Here is a 16,845-nt window from a genome sequence, read left to right as displayed (position 1 = left end):
CCATCGATGCAGCCACGAAACCGCTGCGTTAAAACGCCGGGCTTCTTATTTTTTCAGCCAGTCGATAATCTCTTCTTTTTTGGGAATCTTTCCCACGCTTTTCACCTCGCCGTCCACCACCACCGCCGGCGTGCCGAATACCCCGTAACCGGCTATTGCCATTACATCAGTCACTTTTTCCACCATGGCCTCAACACCGGCAGTGGCAACGGCCTCCCTTACGACTTGTTCGGTTTGCTTGCACTTGGCACAACCTGGTCCCAACACCTTGATTTCCATTTTTTTTCCTTTCAAAGACGGTGGATCACATGCTCCCTGCCGTGAGCCACGATGGGTGGATGTTTTATAAAAAGCCCCGTTAATTCTATATATCGTCATTCAACCATATAATAGGGACAAAAAAAATCAGTTCCGGTTCAGGATCTCGAACCGGTCGATGCGTGCTGTTCTTTCCACGAGCTCCGATATTTCCGCCTCATCGTTGAGCCAGTGGCGCAGATTGCCGAGCAGAGACGCGGCAAAGGGGCTCTGGCGGCCGTCGGCCAGGGTATAATTAACCCACAGCCCGTCCTTATGGGAACTCACCAGCCCAGCGTCTTCCATAATTTTCAGATGCTTGCTGGTCGTTGATTGGGCGGCACCAAGGGCGGTTTGCAGTTCGCAGACGCACATCATGCGTTTTTCCAGGATCTTGAGAATTTTGACCCGGGTGGGATCGGACACGGCCTTCATGACTCTGATAAATTCTTTCATCCCCACCTCCATATCGTTTTTTTAGAATATATTGGATCATTCGGAACGTGTCAACCCACAATCTGAAGCCATCACAAAAAAAAGCACTGCCGGCCGTTGACGTTCGGCGGCCGGCAGTGCTTTTTTTTTCAGCGCTATCTTAAGAAAACAGGATCAGGCACAATACAGGGTGTCCAGTTCCCCGAAAAGCCCGGTCCGGGCATCGTTGAAAGCCTGCATCAGGGCATTGGCCCTGCTATGCTCTCCCTGGTTTATCAGGACAACAATCTCACGGGCCAGCCGGTGAAGATCCTCGTGGTGCCTGCCGGCTTCGGCAAATCCCGGCAGATCGGCCAGGGCTTGTCCCGCCTCGCTTTGGTACCAGCGGCCTAAATCGCAGCTTTTTTGATCGGGAACATCGTTCGGGGATATTTTTATATCCCCTTTGATGGCCGCGGTGAGCCGTTCAAGCCACGCCATATGCGTTTTTTTTACTTCTGCGATGTTAAATTTAGGGGGACTGAGGTGAAAATACTCGACCACGTCGTGAAGCTTCTCCGCAAGTTGAGAAAGTTCCTTGACATTAAAGGCCACCTCGATGCTGGTATGCGTCAGTTCGTCCGCCGAGGTTTTCACATCGGCGATATCCGCCGAAATCTCGCCGGTTACACGCGAGCACTGGGCCACATTCTCATTAATCTCCCCGAATCCCAGAGAAACCTCCCGCACGTTGCCGGCCACCGCTTCGGTGGATGCCAGTTGACTGTCCACAGCCGTGGCGATGGTGGCGACGATGTCGTTCACCTGGTTGATCACCTCGGAAATCTGCTGCATTTCACCGACGGTTTCATCGGTCGAATGCTGGATCCCTTCGATCTTGGCCTTGATTTCGTGGGTGGCCTGGGCCGTCTGGCGAGCCAACTCCTTGATTTCGTTGGCCACCACGGCAAACCCCTTGCCGGCCTCGCCGGCGCGGGCCGCTTCGATGGTGGCGTTGAGGGCCAGCAGGTTGGTCTGCTCGGAAATCTCCGTAATCACTTCTGTCACCTTGCTGATGGCATCGGCGGCGCTGCCCAGGGCATTCATTTTCGCCGATGCCTGGTCCGCCTGAACCACCGCACTATCCGCTATAGTTCTGGCCTTTTCCGAATGCCCGGCGATCGTTTTGATGGTTTCGGTGGTGCCAGCCACCGTCTCTGCCACCATAGACACGTTGGTGGTGGCTTCTTCACTGGCCGCGGATACGCTGCTCATGCTCGCGCTCATTTCCTCTGCCGCCGTTGCCACCGTGTTAGATTTTGCGGCGGTGAGGTCTGCACCCCGGGCCATTCGCTCTGATATCCGGGTCATTTCCCCCGATGAAAAGCGGAGCGTGTCCACACTGTTCACCACCCGCCTGAGCATGCGCTCCATCCTCATCACCAGACGGTTCAAGGCATCCACCAGCAACCCGATTTCATCCTTTTGATCGATTTTTAAATGGTGGGTAAAATCGCCTTCAGACATCTGTTGCGCCAGTTTCACCACCTGCTGGATGGGACGGGTGATATTGCGGGTGCTCACGAATCCAAGCAACAAGGCCAGCAGGACCCCTGCGGCAATGCCCACCAGCATGGATGTGTTGGCCCTGGCCATGGCCTGCCGGGCCTCCTGGTTCACCGATTCGATAGACGCCTTGACCCCGGTCTCCAGGTCCTTGAGGCGGGAGATGATGTTTTCACCGATCTGGCTGGCCTCCGCGCCCAATTGGTCCAGCAGCGCATAATCATATGGCTCTGCCGAAATTTTCTTGGTGATCAGATCCGCCAGTATTTTAAAGGTTGCGTGAAAGGAGGCGTCGTAGAATTGAAGGGCATCAGTTACCACCTGTTGCAGCCGTTTATCTTTGGCCGCCTGGACGACTCCGGCTTCCGTCTCCCCTCCTTTTAAAATGGCGTTGCCCAGGGCGTTGAATTTAAGGGCGATTTTTTCGTGCTCGCGCCAAGTGGCATCGACCTCGTCCGGCCATTGCGCCGCTTCCAGGCTCTTGAACAACTGCAGGTCGTTGGCCACCGCCATCTTCATCTCCATGGCCGCATAGATCAGCGGACCCGACTCGGTGGTGGCCTGGAGTTTGGTGCCCACGTTGCGCATGCCGAAGAGCCCCACCAGGCCAACGACGACCAGAATCAGCGTGATGCATGAAAAATAAATCATCTGTTTGACGAGCAATGGCAGATTATTGAACATGTTTGACGACTCCAGAATCACTAAGCAATAGTTGTGGAACCCGCGCCCGAAGGGTGCAGGAAAACCAGATCAAACACAGCGGTCCGATAAGGTTATCGATCTGGGTGGGAAAATCTTTAATGATTAGGTCAAATGAGGAGCTTACCCGTTGGTGTGACGGCGGGCGGGGGTGAGTGGCCTAAACCGCCTCGACAACCGGCGAAGCGGCCGGAACATGAAAAAGCGGATGAGCCGGCTGAATCCGCCCATCACCCGGCCGATCTCTTTTTCCACCGAAGGTTCCACGCGGCAGAAGGAGATGATGCAGCGCTCCGGCCGCAGGTTGTCGGGGAAAAGGCATGGCCCGGTGCCGTTTTCAAGAAAAATGCAGTCTGAAGGGAAATAGCTTTCTCGGGTAAGGCAAACCGTCATGGCGTCTTCAAACGCCGGCGCCATGGCGAGAATGTACACCAGATCCCACTCCGTGATGATATCGGCGGGATGGATGTTCCGGCAGCAAAGGCCCTGGCAGGCACTGCAATTGGCCAATAGGGGAACGCCTTTTTTTGTCAGGGTCTCCTGGGCATCCTGGATGTCCCGGCAGATGGCCAACAGGGTTTTGCGCTCATCGGCATCCAAACCCTCGATTCTCTTTCGGGCCGCCCTGAAGCTGTGCTTAAGTCCCATTATATAAACCGTTTCATCATTTCATCAATCACCCCATCCACATTGTCCGGGGTGATATCGTGCTGTGCGCAGAAGGCATCCACCCTGGCCAGCCTTTTAGGGCTGTACATATCGACCAGGCGGGTAAAGATGCCCAGGCGCCGGCCCACCTGAAAGCGGCACTGGTCCTGGGGCGACAGGGCAAGGAACCGGTCCAGCACCGCCAGAATATCGGATCTGGCTTCGGGGAGGCGGCCCCGAACCTCTTCGAACAGGTTGAGGATGTGATCGCTGACGATCATGCCGGTGATGCCGTTCAGGTTCTCGATGAACAAGCGTATCTCGCGGCCCATATCGATATCGTTCAGTTTGACAAACCGCCCGGAACGATATTCCTCGGCCAGGGGTATCCCGTCGGGAATGGCCAGTGTGCGCAAGCGGATGAAATCCGGGTTGATTCGGTTCAGGGCGTCGGCGGTTTCCAACGCATGGTCCCGGGACAGGTCCTTTCCCCCCAGACCCGGCATTACATATTCAGACAATTCGATTCCGGCCTTTTTCACTTTCCTGCCGGCCTTGATCTGGGTGAGCTTGTCCACCCCTTTGCGAACCATCCTGAGTACCGCGTCCGAACCGGACTCAAGACCGATGTGGATCCGGTTCAGTCCCGCCTCCCGCATCTGGCGCAGGTGGTCGTCACTGATGCGGGCAATCGTGTGCGAACGGGCGTACGAGGTGATCCGGTCGACCTGGGGGAAACGGAATCGGAGGTGACGCAAAATACGGATCAGCTGGTCGGGCTTGACCACCAGGCTGTTGGCGTCCTGCAGAAAAATGGATTGCATGCCGCCGGCATACCAATTCAGTGCGGCGCCGAAGGACTGATGCTCGTGAATGGGGAGGCCCTGCATCAGCTCACTGATATCCTGACGCAAAATCTGCCCGGATCCGTCGGAGAGGCCTTCCAGCGTCTTCACGTGACGGTAAACCGCATCGATATCCTCGATGACGTGGGCTTCGGGGCGAACGGAAAAGCGGGCTCCCTTGTAAACCGGGCAAAAAGCGCAGTGGTTCCAAGGACAGTTACGGGTTACCCGGACCAGCAGGCTGCCGGCTTCGCTGGGCGGCCGGATGGGGCCCTGTTCGAAACCGGGGTATCGATCCTTATCATGGTTGCACTGGGCCATCGTCGCCGGTCTCCTGTCCGAAAGCGGTTGACCTTTTTGTATACCTTTCATCGGTTCAAAAATAAACCCCCTTTGACAAGCAACGATGGCATGCCTTATGGTAGGCCTCCGATAAATACTGAATACTGAAAGCACCGGGGAATGCTAAAAAAACTGGGTTTGATCATATTTGCTCTGATTTTCGTGGGGGTCTGCACTGCCGGAGTGTTGTACATGTATCTCATGTCATGGGCGGATCGCCCGGTTGGAACGGCTGCCCTGGAAAAACTGTTCACCGTTTCCCCGGGCCAGGGCCTTAAGCAGACGGCCGATGCCCTCCAGCAGGAAGGCCTGGTTTCGGATGCCCTTCGTTTCACGATCCTGGCCAGGCTCGACAAGAAGGACAAACTGCTCAAGGCCGGGGAATACTTTTTTTCGACCACCATGACGCCAAAAGAAATCCTGGGACAGATGGTAGAGGGCCGAGTACACCTGTATCGGCTCACCATCCCGGAAGGATACAACCTGGTTCAAATCGCCGCAGCGGTCGCCGCTGCAGGCCTGGAATCGGAAAAAAACTTTCTCGATGCCACCCGCAATCCGGAGATAGCCAGAAGCCTCGGCATCGACGCCGATACCCTGGAAGGGTATCTGTTCCCGGACACTTATTATTTTCCACGCGGGCTGGACAGCGCCACCATCATCGCCACAATGGTCAAACAGTTCAAGGCCGCCTTTAAACCGGCCTGGGATCAGCAGGCAAAAGCCCAGGGGATGACCGTTCATGAAATCGTCACCCTTGCCTCCATCATCGAGAAAGAAACCGGCGCCCCCGAGGAGCGCCCGCTGATATCCTCGGTCTTTCACAACCGGCTGAAAAAAGGCATGCGCCTGGAGACCGATCCCACGGTGATCTACGGCATTCCCGATTTCGACGGCAACATCAAACGCCGTCACCTGGAAACCCACACCCCTTACAACACCTATAAGATCAAAGGGCTTCCCCCCGGCCCCATTGCCAGCCCGGGAGCCCTTGCCATGGAAGCGGCCCTTTTTCCCGCCCAAAGCGACTACCTCTATTTCGTCTCGAAAAAAGACGGAACCCATCAGTTTTCCACCACCATCAAGGAACACAACGCGGCAGTAAAAAAGTACCAGCTGAGGAAACGAAAACGTTGAAAAAACCGACGGGAAAGCTAAGGTCCGGTTTTACGACGGGCGCGGCAGCGGCGGCAGCCGCCAAGGCAGCCCTTCAGCTGCTGCTTACCGGTCAGGCGCCGACGCGGGTGGAAATCACTTTCTTAACCGGTGAGACCACGACGATTGCGGTTCATCACTGCCGGCTGGTGGAATCGAACAAGGCTCGCTGTACGGTGATCAAGGATGCCGGAGACGACCCGGACATCACCCATGGCGCCGAAATCGGTGCCGAGGTCACCCTGGAAAAACGATCGGACAGGGGTCCTATCCGAATCACCGGCGGAACAGGGGTCGGCGTGGTGACCAAGCCCGGCCTCGAGATTCCACCGGGCCGTGCGGCAATTACATCGGGACCCGTCACCATGATCACCAACAGCGTCAATGCGCTGCTCGACGCCCGTTCCACCGATGCCGGCATCCACATCGAGGTATTTGTTCCCGAAGGCGAGCGGCTGGCCCAAAAAACCTTAAACGCCAGACTGGGAATCATTGGCGGCCTGTCCATCCTGGGCACCACCGGCATCGTCCGCCCCATGTCCCACGAAGCCTATGCAGCCACCATCGAAAAATCCATGGATGTGGCCCGGGCAGCCGGGTTGGCGCACCTGGTGCTGACCACCGGCAGGCGCAGCGAACGCTTTGCCCAGAAACGCTGGCCGACGCTGCCCGACGAGGCTTTCATTCAAATCGGCGATTTCTTCCAGACGGCCATGGCCGCCGCAGCGAAACGCGGATTCTCGTCGGCAACCCTGGCCGTCTTTTTCGGCAAAGCGGTAAAGATGGCCCAAAACATCCCCCACACCCACGCGGCAAAATCCGAATTGACCCTGGAAACCCTCGCGCGCTGGACCTTTGAGCACACCGGCAACCCGGCGTTGGCTCGCCGGATTGCCGCCGCCAACACCGCCCGACACGCCTTTGACCCGCTCAAGGAAAGCGCCCTGCCGGTGATCGCCCAGGTGGCCGGAGAGGCCCGACGCTGCGCGGTGGGCTTTTCTGAAAACCAGGTGCGCGTCCGCTGTGTTATTTTCGATTACGACGGTACCGCAGCAGTTGACACGCAAGCGGATTGGGGCTAGGGTGGCGACGCAGATTATTTTGAAAAAAACACCCCTCACCCCGGCCCTTTCCCCTTGAGGGGAGAGGGCCGGGGTGAGGGGTGATAAGGAAAACATCAGTGGCACCACCATTAACCATCATCGGCATGGGCGTCTCCCCCGATGACCTCACCCTCCGGCAACGATCAATCATCGAGGCGGCCGATATTCTTGTGGGCGGACAACGGCTCATCGATCACTTCGGACATCTGGCCTGCCAACGGCGGGTGGTTGACAGGGATCTTGACGGACTGGGCGATTTTCTCCAGGAGAAGATGCCCGGCAACACCATCGTGGTCCTCACCTCAGGCGACCCCCTGTTCTACGGCATCGGCGCTTTCCTGGTTCGCCGCCTGGGTGCCGATCAGGTGCACATCCTGCCCAACGTCTGCACCGTGGCGGCCGGTTTTGCGCGCCTGGGCGAACCCTGGCAGGACGTCCGCGTCGTGAGCCTGCATGGCCGCAACCGCACCGGCGAACTGCTGCGGCACCTGGCCGGCGGCGATACGGTTGCCGTCTATACGGACCCGACCCGCGGCCCTGCGTGGCTGGCGGGCCTTCTGGAGGAAAATGCGTTTTCGGACGTCGGCATGTGCGTTCTGGAACGGCTGGGTATGCCGGATGAACGGATCACCCGGACCACGCCGGCGGAAGCGCGGGCCATGACTTTTTCCGATCTGAATCTGGTGATCCTGAAGCCCGATCCCGTTCGGCAGACCGCCCCGATCCTGTTTCCCGGCATGCCCGACCACCGCTTCGCCCATGACGAGGGTCTGATCACCAAAGCCGAAGTCCGGGCCGTAAGCCTGTCCCGGCTGCGCCTGTTCGACCGGGCGGTCTTCTGGGACCTGGGTGCCGGCAGCGGTTCGGTATCCATCGAAGCAGGGCTGACAGTCACCCGGGGAGAAATCTACGCCGTGGAACAAAAGGAGCGGCGGATCCGACATATCCATGAAAACCGCACGCGCTTCGGCATCGGCAATTTGCAGGTCGTCCAGGCCCGCCTGCCGGAAGGGACGACCGACCTGCCCTCCCCGGACCGGGTGTTTATCGGCGGCGGCGGCAACGCCCTGACCGACATTATCCGTTCGGCTGCCCACCGCCTGAAACCGTCTGGCATTATCGTGATCAACACGGTCCTGATCGACAACCTCACCACGGCCGTGCATACCCTGGAAGACCTCGGTTTTGACGTGGACATGGTTCAGATCCAGGTGAGCCGGGCAACCCCCATGCCCTTCAGCCACCGTCTGGAAGCGGCCAACCCCGTCTGGATCATCACCGGCAGCCGCCCCTGACGCGCCCAAAGAAAGTAACCATCGTGATTCACGAATCCGCCGTTATCAATTCAGACAAAAAGGCCCCGAACCCCATCATCTTCTGCGGCGCCGGCCCCGGCGACCCGGATCTGATCACGGTAAAGGGCCAGCAGGCCCTGGCAGCAGCCGACCTGGTCGTTTACGCCGGCTCCCTGGTGCCCGAAGCCCTGCTCAAATGGACCCGGCCGGAGTGCCGCCACCTGAGCAGCGCCGGCCTGCACCTGGACGAAATGGTATCGACCATGGCCGACGCCTGGCAGGCGGGCCGGAAGGTCGTGCGCCTGCACACCGGCGACCCCTGTCTCTACGGGGCCATTTTCGAACAGATGGCCCAACTGTCGCGGCGCGACATTCCTTACACGGTAATCCCGGGTGTCACCGCCGCCTTTGCCGCCGCCGCGGCCCTGGGCGTCGAATATACTCTGCCGGAGATTTCCCAGACCCTGATTCTCACCCGCATGGCCGGCCGGACGCCGGTGCCGGAAAGCGAAACCCTGGCATCCCTGGCCGCCCACCGGACCACCATGGCGATTTACCTGAGCATCTCCATGGTCGATGAGATGACGCGAATCCTGTCGACTGCCTATGGAACTGACGGGGCTTGTGCGGTGGTTTACCGGGCCAGCCAGCCCGATCAGAAAATTATCTGGACCACCACAGGCCAGTTGGCCGAAACCGTCAAAAAAGAGAAGATCACCCGTACGGCCCTGGTGGTCGTCGGACGCGTGCTGGATGTAAGCCTCGAGGCCCTGGTTCACCGCTCCAGACTCTACGACCGCCACTTTGCCCACGGCTACCGTGAGGCGGAAAACCACCAGTGAAGTCGACCGCCCAAGAGCGCACCGCCATCTGGGCACTGACCCCCAACGGCGCCCGGCTGGCCCGGATCATCGCCGAAGAGATGCCCGGCATTACCCTGTTTCTATCGGACAAACTGAAAGCGACCATCGACGGCGCAATCCGCTTTGCCCGGTTGAAAGATGAAGTCGACCGGCAATTCGCCAGGTTCCCCCGCCACATCTTCATTATGGCCACGGGCATCGTAGTGCGCAGCATCGCTGATCACCTGGCCCACAAGACCACGGATCCGGCCGTCGTGGTCTGCGACGAGGCCGGACAATTTGCCATCAGCCTGGTTTCCGGCCATATCGGGGGAGCCAACGCCCTGGCCCGGGAAACTGCCCGGGCCACCGGCGGCCTGCCGGTGATCACCACGGCCACCGATGTCAACCGGGTGCCGGCCATCGATGTCATCGCCGTGGAAAACAAACTGACCATCGAAAATCCCGATGCCATTAAAAATGTCAACATGGCCCTGATCACCGGCAACCCGATCTTCATCCACGATCCCTTTGGGAAGGTGGCCCCCCGGCTGCCCGAAGGCCAGATAATCCCGACTGCCGTAAACGCATTCGGGCAGAACGATGCCGGTATTTTCGTGGATTACCTGCGTCTTGACCTGCCCCCCCATGTGCTGGTATTGCGACCCGGATCATTGGTGGCCGGAATGGGATGCAATCGGGGCACTGATGTTGCGGAAATGCGGGACCTGCTGGTGGAAACGTTCAGGACCCACAACCTGGCCATTTCCAGCCTGCGCGCCCTGGCCACAGTGGATCTGAAAGCCGACGAACCCGGTCTGCTGGCTCTGGCCGCGTCCTTGAACCTGAAGATTACGATATTCAACCGTGACCGGCTCAACAGGGTGGAGCAGGTGCCCACCCCGTCGACCGTGGTGGAAAAACACATAGGAGTCAAAAGCGTATGCGAAGCTGCAGCCCTGCTGGCGACACACCGGGGACGACTGATCGTTCCCAAACAGAAGACGGCCAACGTCACCGTGGCGGTGGCCGCCGACGGCTATATATCGTCGGCATCGGACCCGGCGGGCCGGAGCACCTGAGCCAACGCGCCGCCCGGGTCCTGGAAACCGTCGATGCCGTTGCCGGGTACACCACCTACATCGACCTGATCCGGCCGCTGATCACCGGCAAGCAGATCGTCAGCACCGCCATGAAAAAAGAGGTTGACCGGGTATCGGCGGCCCTGGACCTGGCCTTGTCGGGAACCTCATGCGCCGTGGTTTCCAGCGGGGATCCGGGAGTCTACGCCATGGCCGGCCTGGTGCTGGAAATGTGCCGGGAGCGGGCCATTGCCATCGGCGGTTCCGAAAAAGCTGAAGATTCGGATCGACTATTTGTCGAGGTGGTGCCCGGCATCCCCGCCCTGTGCGCCGGCGCGTCGCTTCTGGGGGCACCGTTAACCCATGATTTTGCCGCCATATCCTTAAGCGATCTGCTCACGCCCTGGAAGACCATCGAAACCCGCCTGGAAGCAGCGGCCCGGGCCGATTTTGTCATTGTAATCTACAACCCCAAGAGCCGGCGCCGGGCCGATCACCTGGCCCGCGCCCAACAGATCATCCTGAGGCACCGCGACCCGGCCACCCCGGTGGGCATCGTCACCGGCGCCATGCGGGAGAACCAGCGGGTCACGATCACCACGCTGACGGATCTTCACCGGGGTGATGTGGATATGCAGACCACCGTATTTGTTGGAAATTCATCCACTTTCAGTTACGACGGATTTATGATTACCCCCCGTGGGTACGCCCAAAAATATGACATCGGCACGTCGGAAACAGCAACCCCATGACATTTAAACAGGGTTACATTCAGGTCTATACGGGTGACGGCAAGGGAAAAACCACTGCTGCATTAGGGTTGGCCCTGCGCGCCGCCGGCGCAGGCCTGAAGGTCTACATCGCTCAGTTTATCAAATCCGGCGACTACAGCGAAATCAAGGCCCTGTCGTGCCTGGCGGACCGGATCACCGTAGAGCAGTTCGGTCTGGGCCGGTTCATCAAGGGAAAGCCGTCGCCGGAAGACGTGGCAGCCGCTCAAAAGGGGCTAAAAGCTATCCGCGGTGCCCTGAATTCCGGCCGGTACCAGGTAGTCATCATGGAAGAAGGCAACGTGGCGGCCAAGTGCGGGTTGTTCCCGGTTGAGGAGATTCTGGCGATCATGTCGCAAAAGCCCGTTGACGTGGAATTGATCATCACCGGCCGGGGAGCCGACGCGCGCGTCATGGACAACGCCGATCTGGTGACGGAAATGAAAGCCGTCAAGCATTATTACAAAGATGGGGTGGCCGCTCGCGTTGGGATTGAGAAGTGAGGGTTCCTAAAGTATTGAAGGTCCATGGATTCAAGGGGTCGAGGATTCGAGGGGTCAGAAACATTACCCAACAATTATCGGCAACGGATCGCTCGAGAAACGATGAATATGTTAATACAATTACGGGAAGCCAGGAATCGGTTCCCTTGACCCCTCGGATCCTTGAATCCTCGAACCCCTTAACTCACCGCCGGGGACAGGTTCACCGATGATCATGAAAACCAAGACAAAAAATGCCCCTCAAGCCCCCTGCCTCGCCGTGCTGGGCACCGGCTCCGACGTCGGCAAGAGCGTCATCGCCGCCGCCCTGTGCAGGCTTTTTGCGGACCGGGGGATACGGGTAGCGCCCTATAAGGCTCAGAACATGTCCAACAATTCCGGGGTTACTCCGGAGGGGCTGGAAATGGGCCGGGCTCAGATCGTCCAGGCCGAGGCTGCCGGAATCGTCCCCCACGTAGACATGAACCCGATTCTGCTCAAGCCCACCAGTGACGTGGGCTCGCAGGTGGTGCTCCTGGGCGAGGCCATCGGCAACCAGACGGCCATGGATTACCATCAGAAGAAAGCCCGTCTGGTGCAGACCGCCAACGAAGCACTGGACCGCCTGCGGTCCAAATACGATCTGGTGGTGATGGAAGGCGCCGGCTCCTGCGCCGAAGTGAACCTTCTGGCCCACGATATCGTCAATCTTCCCATGGCCGAATATGCCGATGCCCCGGTAATCCTGGTCGGAGATATCCACCGCGGCGGCATCTTCGCCCAGTTGGTGGGCACGTTGGACTGCCTTCCCCGACACTTCCGCGACCGGGTGGCCGGATTCATCATCAACCGCTTCCGCGGAGATCTGCGGCTGTTCGCGGACGGGGTGCAATGGATCGAAGAAAGAACCGGACTGCCGGTATTCGGCGTGTTGCCCTGGTATGACCACATTCGCATCGATCCGGAAGACTCGGTGGTCATCGAACGCCCCGGAACCGTTGCTGTGAAAGCAGATGGCATGCCCGCGGTGGCGGTGGTCCGCATCCCCCATATTTCAAACTTCACCGATTTCGATCCGCTGCGGGGGCTCGCGGGATTGACCCTCCACTTTGTGGAAACACCCCAGGATCTCACCGCCTTTTCCGCGGTGATCCTGCCGGGATCCAAAAATACCCGCTTCGACCTGGAGTGGCTTGAAACCAGCGGCTGGAGATCCCGGATCGCCGACTTCAACGCCCGCGGCGGCCACATCACCGGCATCTGCGGCGGCTATCAGATGATGGGAACCCGGGTCCACGATCCCGACGGGCTGGAAGGCCAACCGGGAGCAACTGCCGGACTGGGCCTGTTGCCGGTGGACACCGTGCTCCAGGCACCCAAGACCACGACCCTCAGCCGCTTTTCCTGGAACGGCATCTGGGGAACCGGTTATGAGATCCATATGGGCCAGACCCGGTTGCACGGCGGAAAGCCCCTGCTGATGCTCCATGAAAGAAACGGCAACGCCGTCAATGACGCCGACGGGTGTGCGATTGAGAATGGGCGGGCCATAGGCACCTACATGCACGGTTTGTTCGACACCCCGGCACTGATCTCCCAGTGGCTGACGACGGTAGGGATTACCGGCATCGACGTGCCGGCCGCCGGCGGCCTGGAGGCTAAAATGCAGCAATACGCCCTGCTGGCCGATCATTTCGGGCGCCATGTGGATATGGAACGGCTCAGCAACCTGGTGAAGATCAAAAATCAAATGACAAATAAATCTCAATAACCCAATTCAAAATTCGAAACCGAAAAAAACCAAGATGACAATCAACTGTTTGTTTTGCCCTTCTTTGAGATTTGGACATTGTAATTTGAAATTTATTTGAGATTTGTTAATTGAGGTTTGATGTTTCCGGGCTATCCGGGTTAGATCTCATTCAAAACAAGAACCAATCGATAAAGATCCCTTAATGAAATCATCGTGACCGATACCGATAAGATTCTGGTCCTTGGCGGCTGCCGCAGCGGCAAAAGCAGCCATGCCCTGCAGCTGGCCGAATGCATGGGCCGACGCCGGGTGTTCGTGGCCACTTGCGTGCCCCATGACGACGAAATGCAGGCCCGGGTGGCCCGGCATCGGCAGGAACGCAGCGACACCTGGAACACCTTGGAAATCCCCGTGGACCTGGCCGATGCCATCACTGCCCACGGCCCGGCGGCGGATGTGATGCTGGTGGACTGCCTGACCCTGTGGCTGAGCAATCTGCTCATGCAAACTCAGGACGTCAAACAGGTTCGGCGACATATCGACGGTCTGGCAGAGGCCGTTAAATCGGCCCCCTGCGCGGTGATACTGGTCTCCAACGAGGTAGGTGCCGGCATCGTTCCGGAAAACCGCCTGGCCCGCCTTTACCGGGATCTGGCCGGCTGGACCAACCAGGCCGTGGCAGCCGCCTGCGAGCGTGTTGTCTGGACCGTCGCCGGCATTCCCGTAACGATCAAACCCCCTTTACCGAACGACACCCCATGAATGCATTTATCGCCTCGCTCCAGTTCATCACCGCCGTCCCGCTAGGTCAGCCGCGACCCTTCGATCCAAAAGGGATCATCGTCCATTTTCCGTTGGCCGGACTGGCCATCGGCCTGGCACTGGCCCTTTTCGACCTGGCCGCATCGGCACTTTGGCCGCCCGCCGTGGCAGGAGTACTTGATGTCGTGCTGCTGGCGGCCGTCACCGGCGCCTTTCATCTGGACGGTCTGGCCGACACGGTGGATGGCCTGTACGGCCGCCGTGAGCGTGAAAAAGCCCTTGCCATCATGAAAGACAGCCGGGTGGGCGCCATGGGATTGGTGGCCGTGGCCTGCGTGCTGCTCGTCAAAGCCGCTGCTCTGGGGAGTATCGGGCACGGACGGTTTCTGGCACTGATGGTCGTTCCGGCCTATGCCCGCTCCGCGATGATTGTCGGCATGCGCTTGCTGCCCTATGCCCGAGGCAAGGAAGGCACCGGCAGCGCCTTCTTTGAAACCCCGCTTACGGCGATCGACTTCAAATTCGTGGCCGCGCCGGTCATCCTGTCCCTGTTTCTGGGATGGCGGGGACTCCTGCTGAACCTGTTTTTCGCCTCCACCACCGCAGCCCTGATCGCCATCTACCGCAAGAAACTGGGAGGCATCACCGGAGACCTGCTCGGCGCCATGACCGAAATCCTGGAAGCGGTCCTGTTTCTGGCGGTGTGCGTGGGAGGCAGCCCATGATCGGCGGACACGGGGGCAACATCTATCAACTGGCCCAGCAGTTGGAGTGCCGACCATCGGAAATCAGCGACATGAGCGCCAACGTCAATCCCCTTGGCCCTATGCCGGCATTGATTGAGCACTTAAAGGGCGGTATATCATCGGCAATCGCCGCCCTGCCCGAAGTGGACGCCGGCGGCATCGTTGACGCCTTTTCCCGGTTTTACGGCATCGAGCCTCGACAGGTGATGGCGGGCAACGGCACGACTGAACTCATTTACCTGATTCCCAGAGCATTAGGTGTAAAAAAAGCCCTGGTGGTGGGTCCCACCTATTCCGACTACCGGGATGCCTGCGCCATGAACCAAGTCGCCTGCGATCATCTGATCTGCCGGGAGCAGGACGATTTTGTGCCTGACATGCAGGCGATCCGAAAAGAAGCGGCAAGGACGGACCTGGTCTTTTTATGCAATCCCAACAATCCCACGGGCGCCTTGGTCAATCGGCCGGATATCGAGGCCCTGTGCCAGTCTCTTCCCGGCACGGTCTTTGTGATCGACGAATCCTATCTGCCCTTTGCACCAGTGCCGGCAGATGCCACCATGATCGGATCGGACCTTCCCAATGTCATGGTGCTCAACTCCATGTCCAAGGCCTTTCGGATCCCCGGACTGCGCATCGGCTTCGTCAAGGCCCCGGAACCGCTGATGCAGCCGCTGGCACCCTTTGCCCTGCCCTGGTCGGTAAACAGCCTGGCCCAGGCGGCCGTACAGTGGCTCATGGACCGCCCCGAACAGGTTGAACCGTTTCTTTCATCCACCCGACACATGATAGAAACGGAGAAAAGACGAATAGAAGAACATATCCACCAGAAGACTGAAGCCCACTGCTTCCCCTCGGCCACCTCTTTTATTCTCATGCGTCTGCCGGATGGATTAAACGCACCGACGGTGTGGCGGCATATGGCCGACAACCGCATTCTGATCCGCGACTGCAGCAACTTTTCCGGCCTGTCCGGCGCATTCATCCGCATCTCCCTGAAAACCGAAGCGGAGAATCGCCGGGCGACCGACCTGCTGGTCCGCCTGTTCCGCAACCCCGCCGGCGAGGAGGGCCGCCATGCCGACTGAAGCATCGGCCCTGGCCCTGACCCTGGCGGTAAGCCTGGACATGCTGCTGGGCGATCCGCTGTGGCTGCCCCATCCCGTTCGCTGGATGGGCAGGGCCATCGAACGCCTGGAGCCCCGGTTTCGGGCGCTGTCCCTTTCCCCCCGGGTGTCCGGTGCGTTCATGGCAACACTTTTGGTGATGTCCGTGTGGATCATCGGATGGCTGCTGGTCAACATCGCCGCAGCCGTCCATCCTGCCGCAGGAATCCTCGTACAGGCTCTGATAATCTACACCTGCATCTCCGCACGGTCCCTGGCCGATGCCGCCCTGGCCGTAGAAAAAGCGCTCGGCGAATCGGGTCTCAGCGCTGGAAGGCAGGCCGTGTCCATGATCGTGGGCCGGGAAGTGGACCGGCTGGATGAAAAGGGGGTAGCCCGCGCCGCCGTGGAGACCGTGGCCGAAAACCTGGTAGACGGGTTCGTCTCCCCACTGTTCTTTGCCGTTCTGGGGGGTGCCCCCCTGGCCATGGCCTATAAAATGGTCAACACCCTGGACTCGATGGTCGGGTACAAGAACGACCGCTACCTGCTGTTCGGCCGCTTCGCCGCCCGTATGGACGATGTCGCCAATTTCATCCCCGCACGCCTCAGCGTGCCCTTCATCGCCCTGGCCGCGCAATTGCTCAGTGGACGGGGGCGGACGGCAATGAACACCGCCTGCCGGGACGGACGCGCCCACGCCAGTCCCAACGCCGGATACCCGGAAGCGGCTTTCGCCGGCGCCCTGGGGATGTGGATGGGCGGCCCCAACCACTACCACGGCCGGATCGTGGAGAAACCGTTTATCGGCAAAGGGCTCGCCGACGCCCGGCCGACCCATATCCATCAGGCCTGCCGATTGATGACTGCCACCGCTTTGCTGGTCTTCATGGTTGCGGCGGCGGCAGTGCTTCTGCAACCGATGGCGGGGTAGA

At 59.3% G+C, this 16,845-nt stretch carries 17 protein-coding genes; 12 read left to right on the top strand and 5 right to left on the bottom strand.

Annotated features, from left to right (window positions below):
- Positions 1–45 precede the first annotated feature (45 nt).
- The 5 genes from ACHZBS_RS20000 to ACHZBS_RS19980 form a co-directional block, all read right to left on the bottom strand.
- The gene (locus tag ACHZBS_RS20000; protein ID WP_319408291.1) at positions 46–279 is read right to left on the bottom strand and encodes a thioredoxin family protein; all 234 of its coding nucleotides are present in this window, start codon (positions 277–279) and stop codon (positions 46–48) included.
- Positions 280–405: 126 nt separating this feature from the next.
- Positions 406–753: a metalloregulator ArsR/SmtB family transcription factor gene (locus tag ACHZBS_RS19995; protein WP_319408290.1), complete on the bottom strand. Its 348-nt coding sequence runs from the start codon at positions 751–753 to the stop codon at positions 406–408.
- A 153-nt stretch (positions 754–906) separates the two neighbouring features.
- On the bottom strand, positions 907–2,961 hold the full coding sequence (locus ACHZBS_RS19990) for a methyl-accepting chemotaxis protein (protein ID WP_319408289.1): 2,055 nt from the start codon (positions 2,959–2,961) through the stop codon (positions 907–909).
- Between the two features lie 141 nt (positions 2,962–3,102).
- Positions 3,103–3,627 carry a hypothetical protein gene (locus ACHZBS_RS19985; protein WP_319408288.1) on the bottom strand — a complete coding sequence of 175 codons (525 nt, stop codon included), beginning with the start codon at positions 3,625–3,627 and terminating at the stop codon, positions 3,103–3,105.
- Positions 3,627–4,793, bottom strand: coding sequence for a radical SAM protein (locus ACHZBS_RS19980; protein WP_319408287.1), 1,167 nt, complete (start codon positions 4,791–4,793; stop codon positions 3,627–3,629). The genes ACHZBS_RS19985 and ACHZBS_RS19980 overlap by 1 nt, the downstream gene beginning before the upstream one ends.
- A 141-nt stretch (positions 4,794–4,934) precedes the next feature.
- Here ACHZBS_RS19980 and mltG point away from each other — a divergent pair, with 141 nt between their 5' ends.
- From mltG to cbiB, 12 genes are all read left to right on the top strand, one after another.
- Positions 4,935–5,951 carry an endolytic transglycosylase MltG gene (mltG, locus tag ACHZBS_RS19975; RefSeq protein WP_319408286.1) on the top strand — a complete coding sequence of 339 codons (1,017 nt, stop codon included), beginning with the start codon at positions 4,935–4,937 and terminating at the stop codon, positions 5,949–5,951.
- Positions 5,948–7,051, top strand: coding sequence for a cobalt-precorrin-5B (C(1))-methyltransferase CbiD (gene cbiD, locus ACHZBS_RS19970; protein ID WP_319408285.1), 1,104 nt, complete (start codon positions 5,948–5,950; stop codon positions 7,049–7,051). Before mltG ends, cbiD begins: the two co-directional genes overlap by 4 nt.
- Positions 7,052–7,149: 98 nt before the next feature.
- Positions 7,150–8,367 carry a precorrin-6y C5,15-methyltransferase (decarboxylating) subunit CbiE gene (gene cbiE, locus ACHZBS_RS19965; RefSeq protein ID WP_319408284.1) on the top strand — a complete coding sequence of 406 codons (1,218 nt, stop codon included), beginning with the start codon at positions 7,150–7,152 and terminating at the stop codon, positions 8,365–8,367.
- A 23-nt stretch (positions 8,368–8,390) separates the two neighbouring features.
- Entirely contained in the window at positions 8,391–9,209 is an 819-nt protein-coding gene (gene cobM, locus ACHZBS_RS19960) for a precorrin-4 C(11)-methyltransferase (RefSeq protein WP_319408283.1), read from the top strand.
- Entirely contained in the window at positions 9,206–10,291 is a 1,086-nt protein-coding gene (locus tag ACHZBS_RS19955) for a cobalamin biosynthesis protein (protein ID WP_319408282.1), read from the top strand. The genes cobM and ACHZBS_RS19955 overlap by 4 nt, the downstream gene beginning before the upstream one ends.
- A complete protein-coding gene (cobJ, locus tag ACHZBS_RS19950) occupies positions 10,255–11,043 on the top strand; it encodes a precorrin-3B C(17)-methyltransferase (protein WP_319409102.1) in 789 nt (262 codons plus the stop codon). The genes ACHZBS_RS19955 and cobJ overlap by 37 nt, the downstream gene beginning before the upstream one ends.
- Positions 11,040–11,564, top strand: a complete 525-nt coding sequence (locus tag ACHZBS_RS19945) for a cob(I)yrinic acid a,c-diamide adenosyltransferase (protein ID WP_319408281.1) — start codon at positions 11,040–11,042, stop codon at positions 11,562–11,564. Before cobJ ends, ACHZBS_RS19945 begins: the two co-directional genes overlap by 4 nt.
- Before the next feature lie 214 nt (positions 11,565–11,778).
- Positions 11,779–13,314, top strand: a complete 1,536-nt coding sequence (locus tag ACHZBS_RS19940; RefSeq protein ID WP_319408280.1) for a cobyric acid synthase — start codon at positions 11,779–11,781, stop codon at positions 13,312–13,314.
- A gap of 195 nt (positions 13,315–13,509) precedes the next feature.
- Entirely contained in the window at positions 13,510–14,058 is a 549-nt protein-coding gene (gene cobU, locus ACHZBS_RS19935; protein WP_319408279.1) for a bifunctional adenosylcobinamide kinase/adenosylcobinamide-phosphate guanylyltransferase, read from the top strand.
- Positions 14,055–14,783: an adenosylcobinamide-GDP ribazoletransferase gene (gene cobS, locus ACHZBS_RS19930; protein WP_319408278.1), complete on the top strand. Its 729-nt coding sequence runs from the start codon at positions 14,055–14,057 to the stop codon at positions 14,781–14,783. Before cobU ends, cobS begins: the two co-directional genes overlap by 4 nt.
- Positions 14,780–15,892 (top strand): threonine-phosphate decarboxylase, encoded by a 1,113-nt coding sequence (locus ACHZBS_RS19925; protein WP_319408277.1) that lies wholly within the window; start codon positions 14,780–14,782, stop codon positions 15,890–15,892. Before cobS ends, ACHZBS_RS19925 begins: the two co-directional genes overlap by 4 nt.
- Positions 15,882–16,844, top strand: coding sequence for an adenosylcobinamide-phosphate synthase CbiB (cbiB, locus tag ACHZBS_RS19920; protein WP_319408276.1), 963 nt, complete (start codon positions 15,882–15,884; stop codon positions 16,842–16,844). Before ACHZBS_RS19925 ends, cbiB begins: the two co-directional genes overlap by 11 nt.
- Position 16,845: the final 1 nt, after the last annotated feature.

The organism is uncultured Desulfosarcina sp. (assembly GCF_963664155.2).
Taxonomy (GTDB): Bacteria; Desulfobacterota; Desulfobacteria; order Desulfobacterales; family Desulfosarcinaceae; genus Desulfosarcina.
Note: the sequence above shows the minus strand (reverse complement) of the source record. Positions and strands in the feature narration are given on the sequence as shown.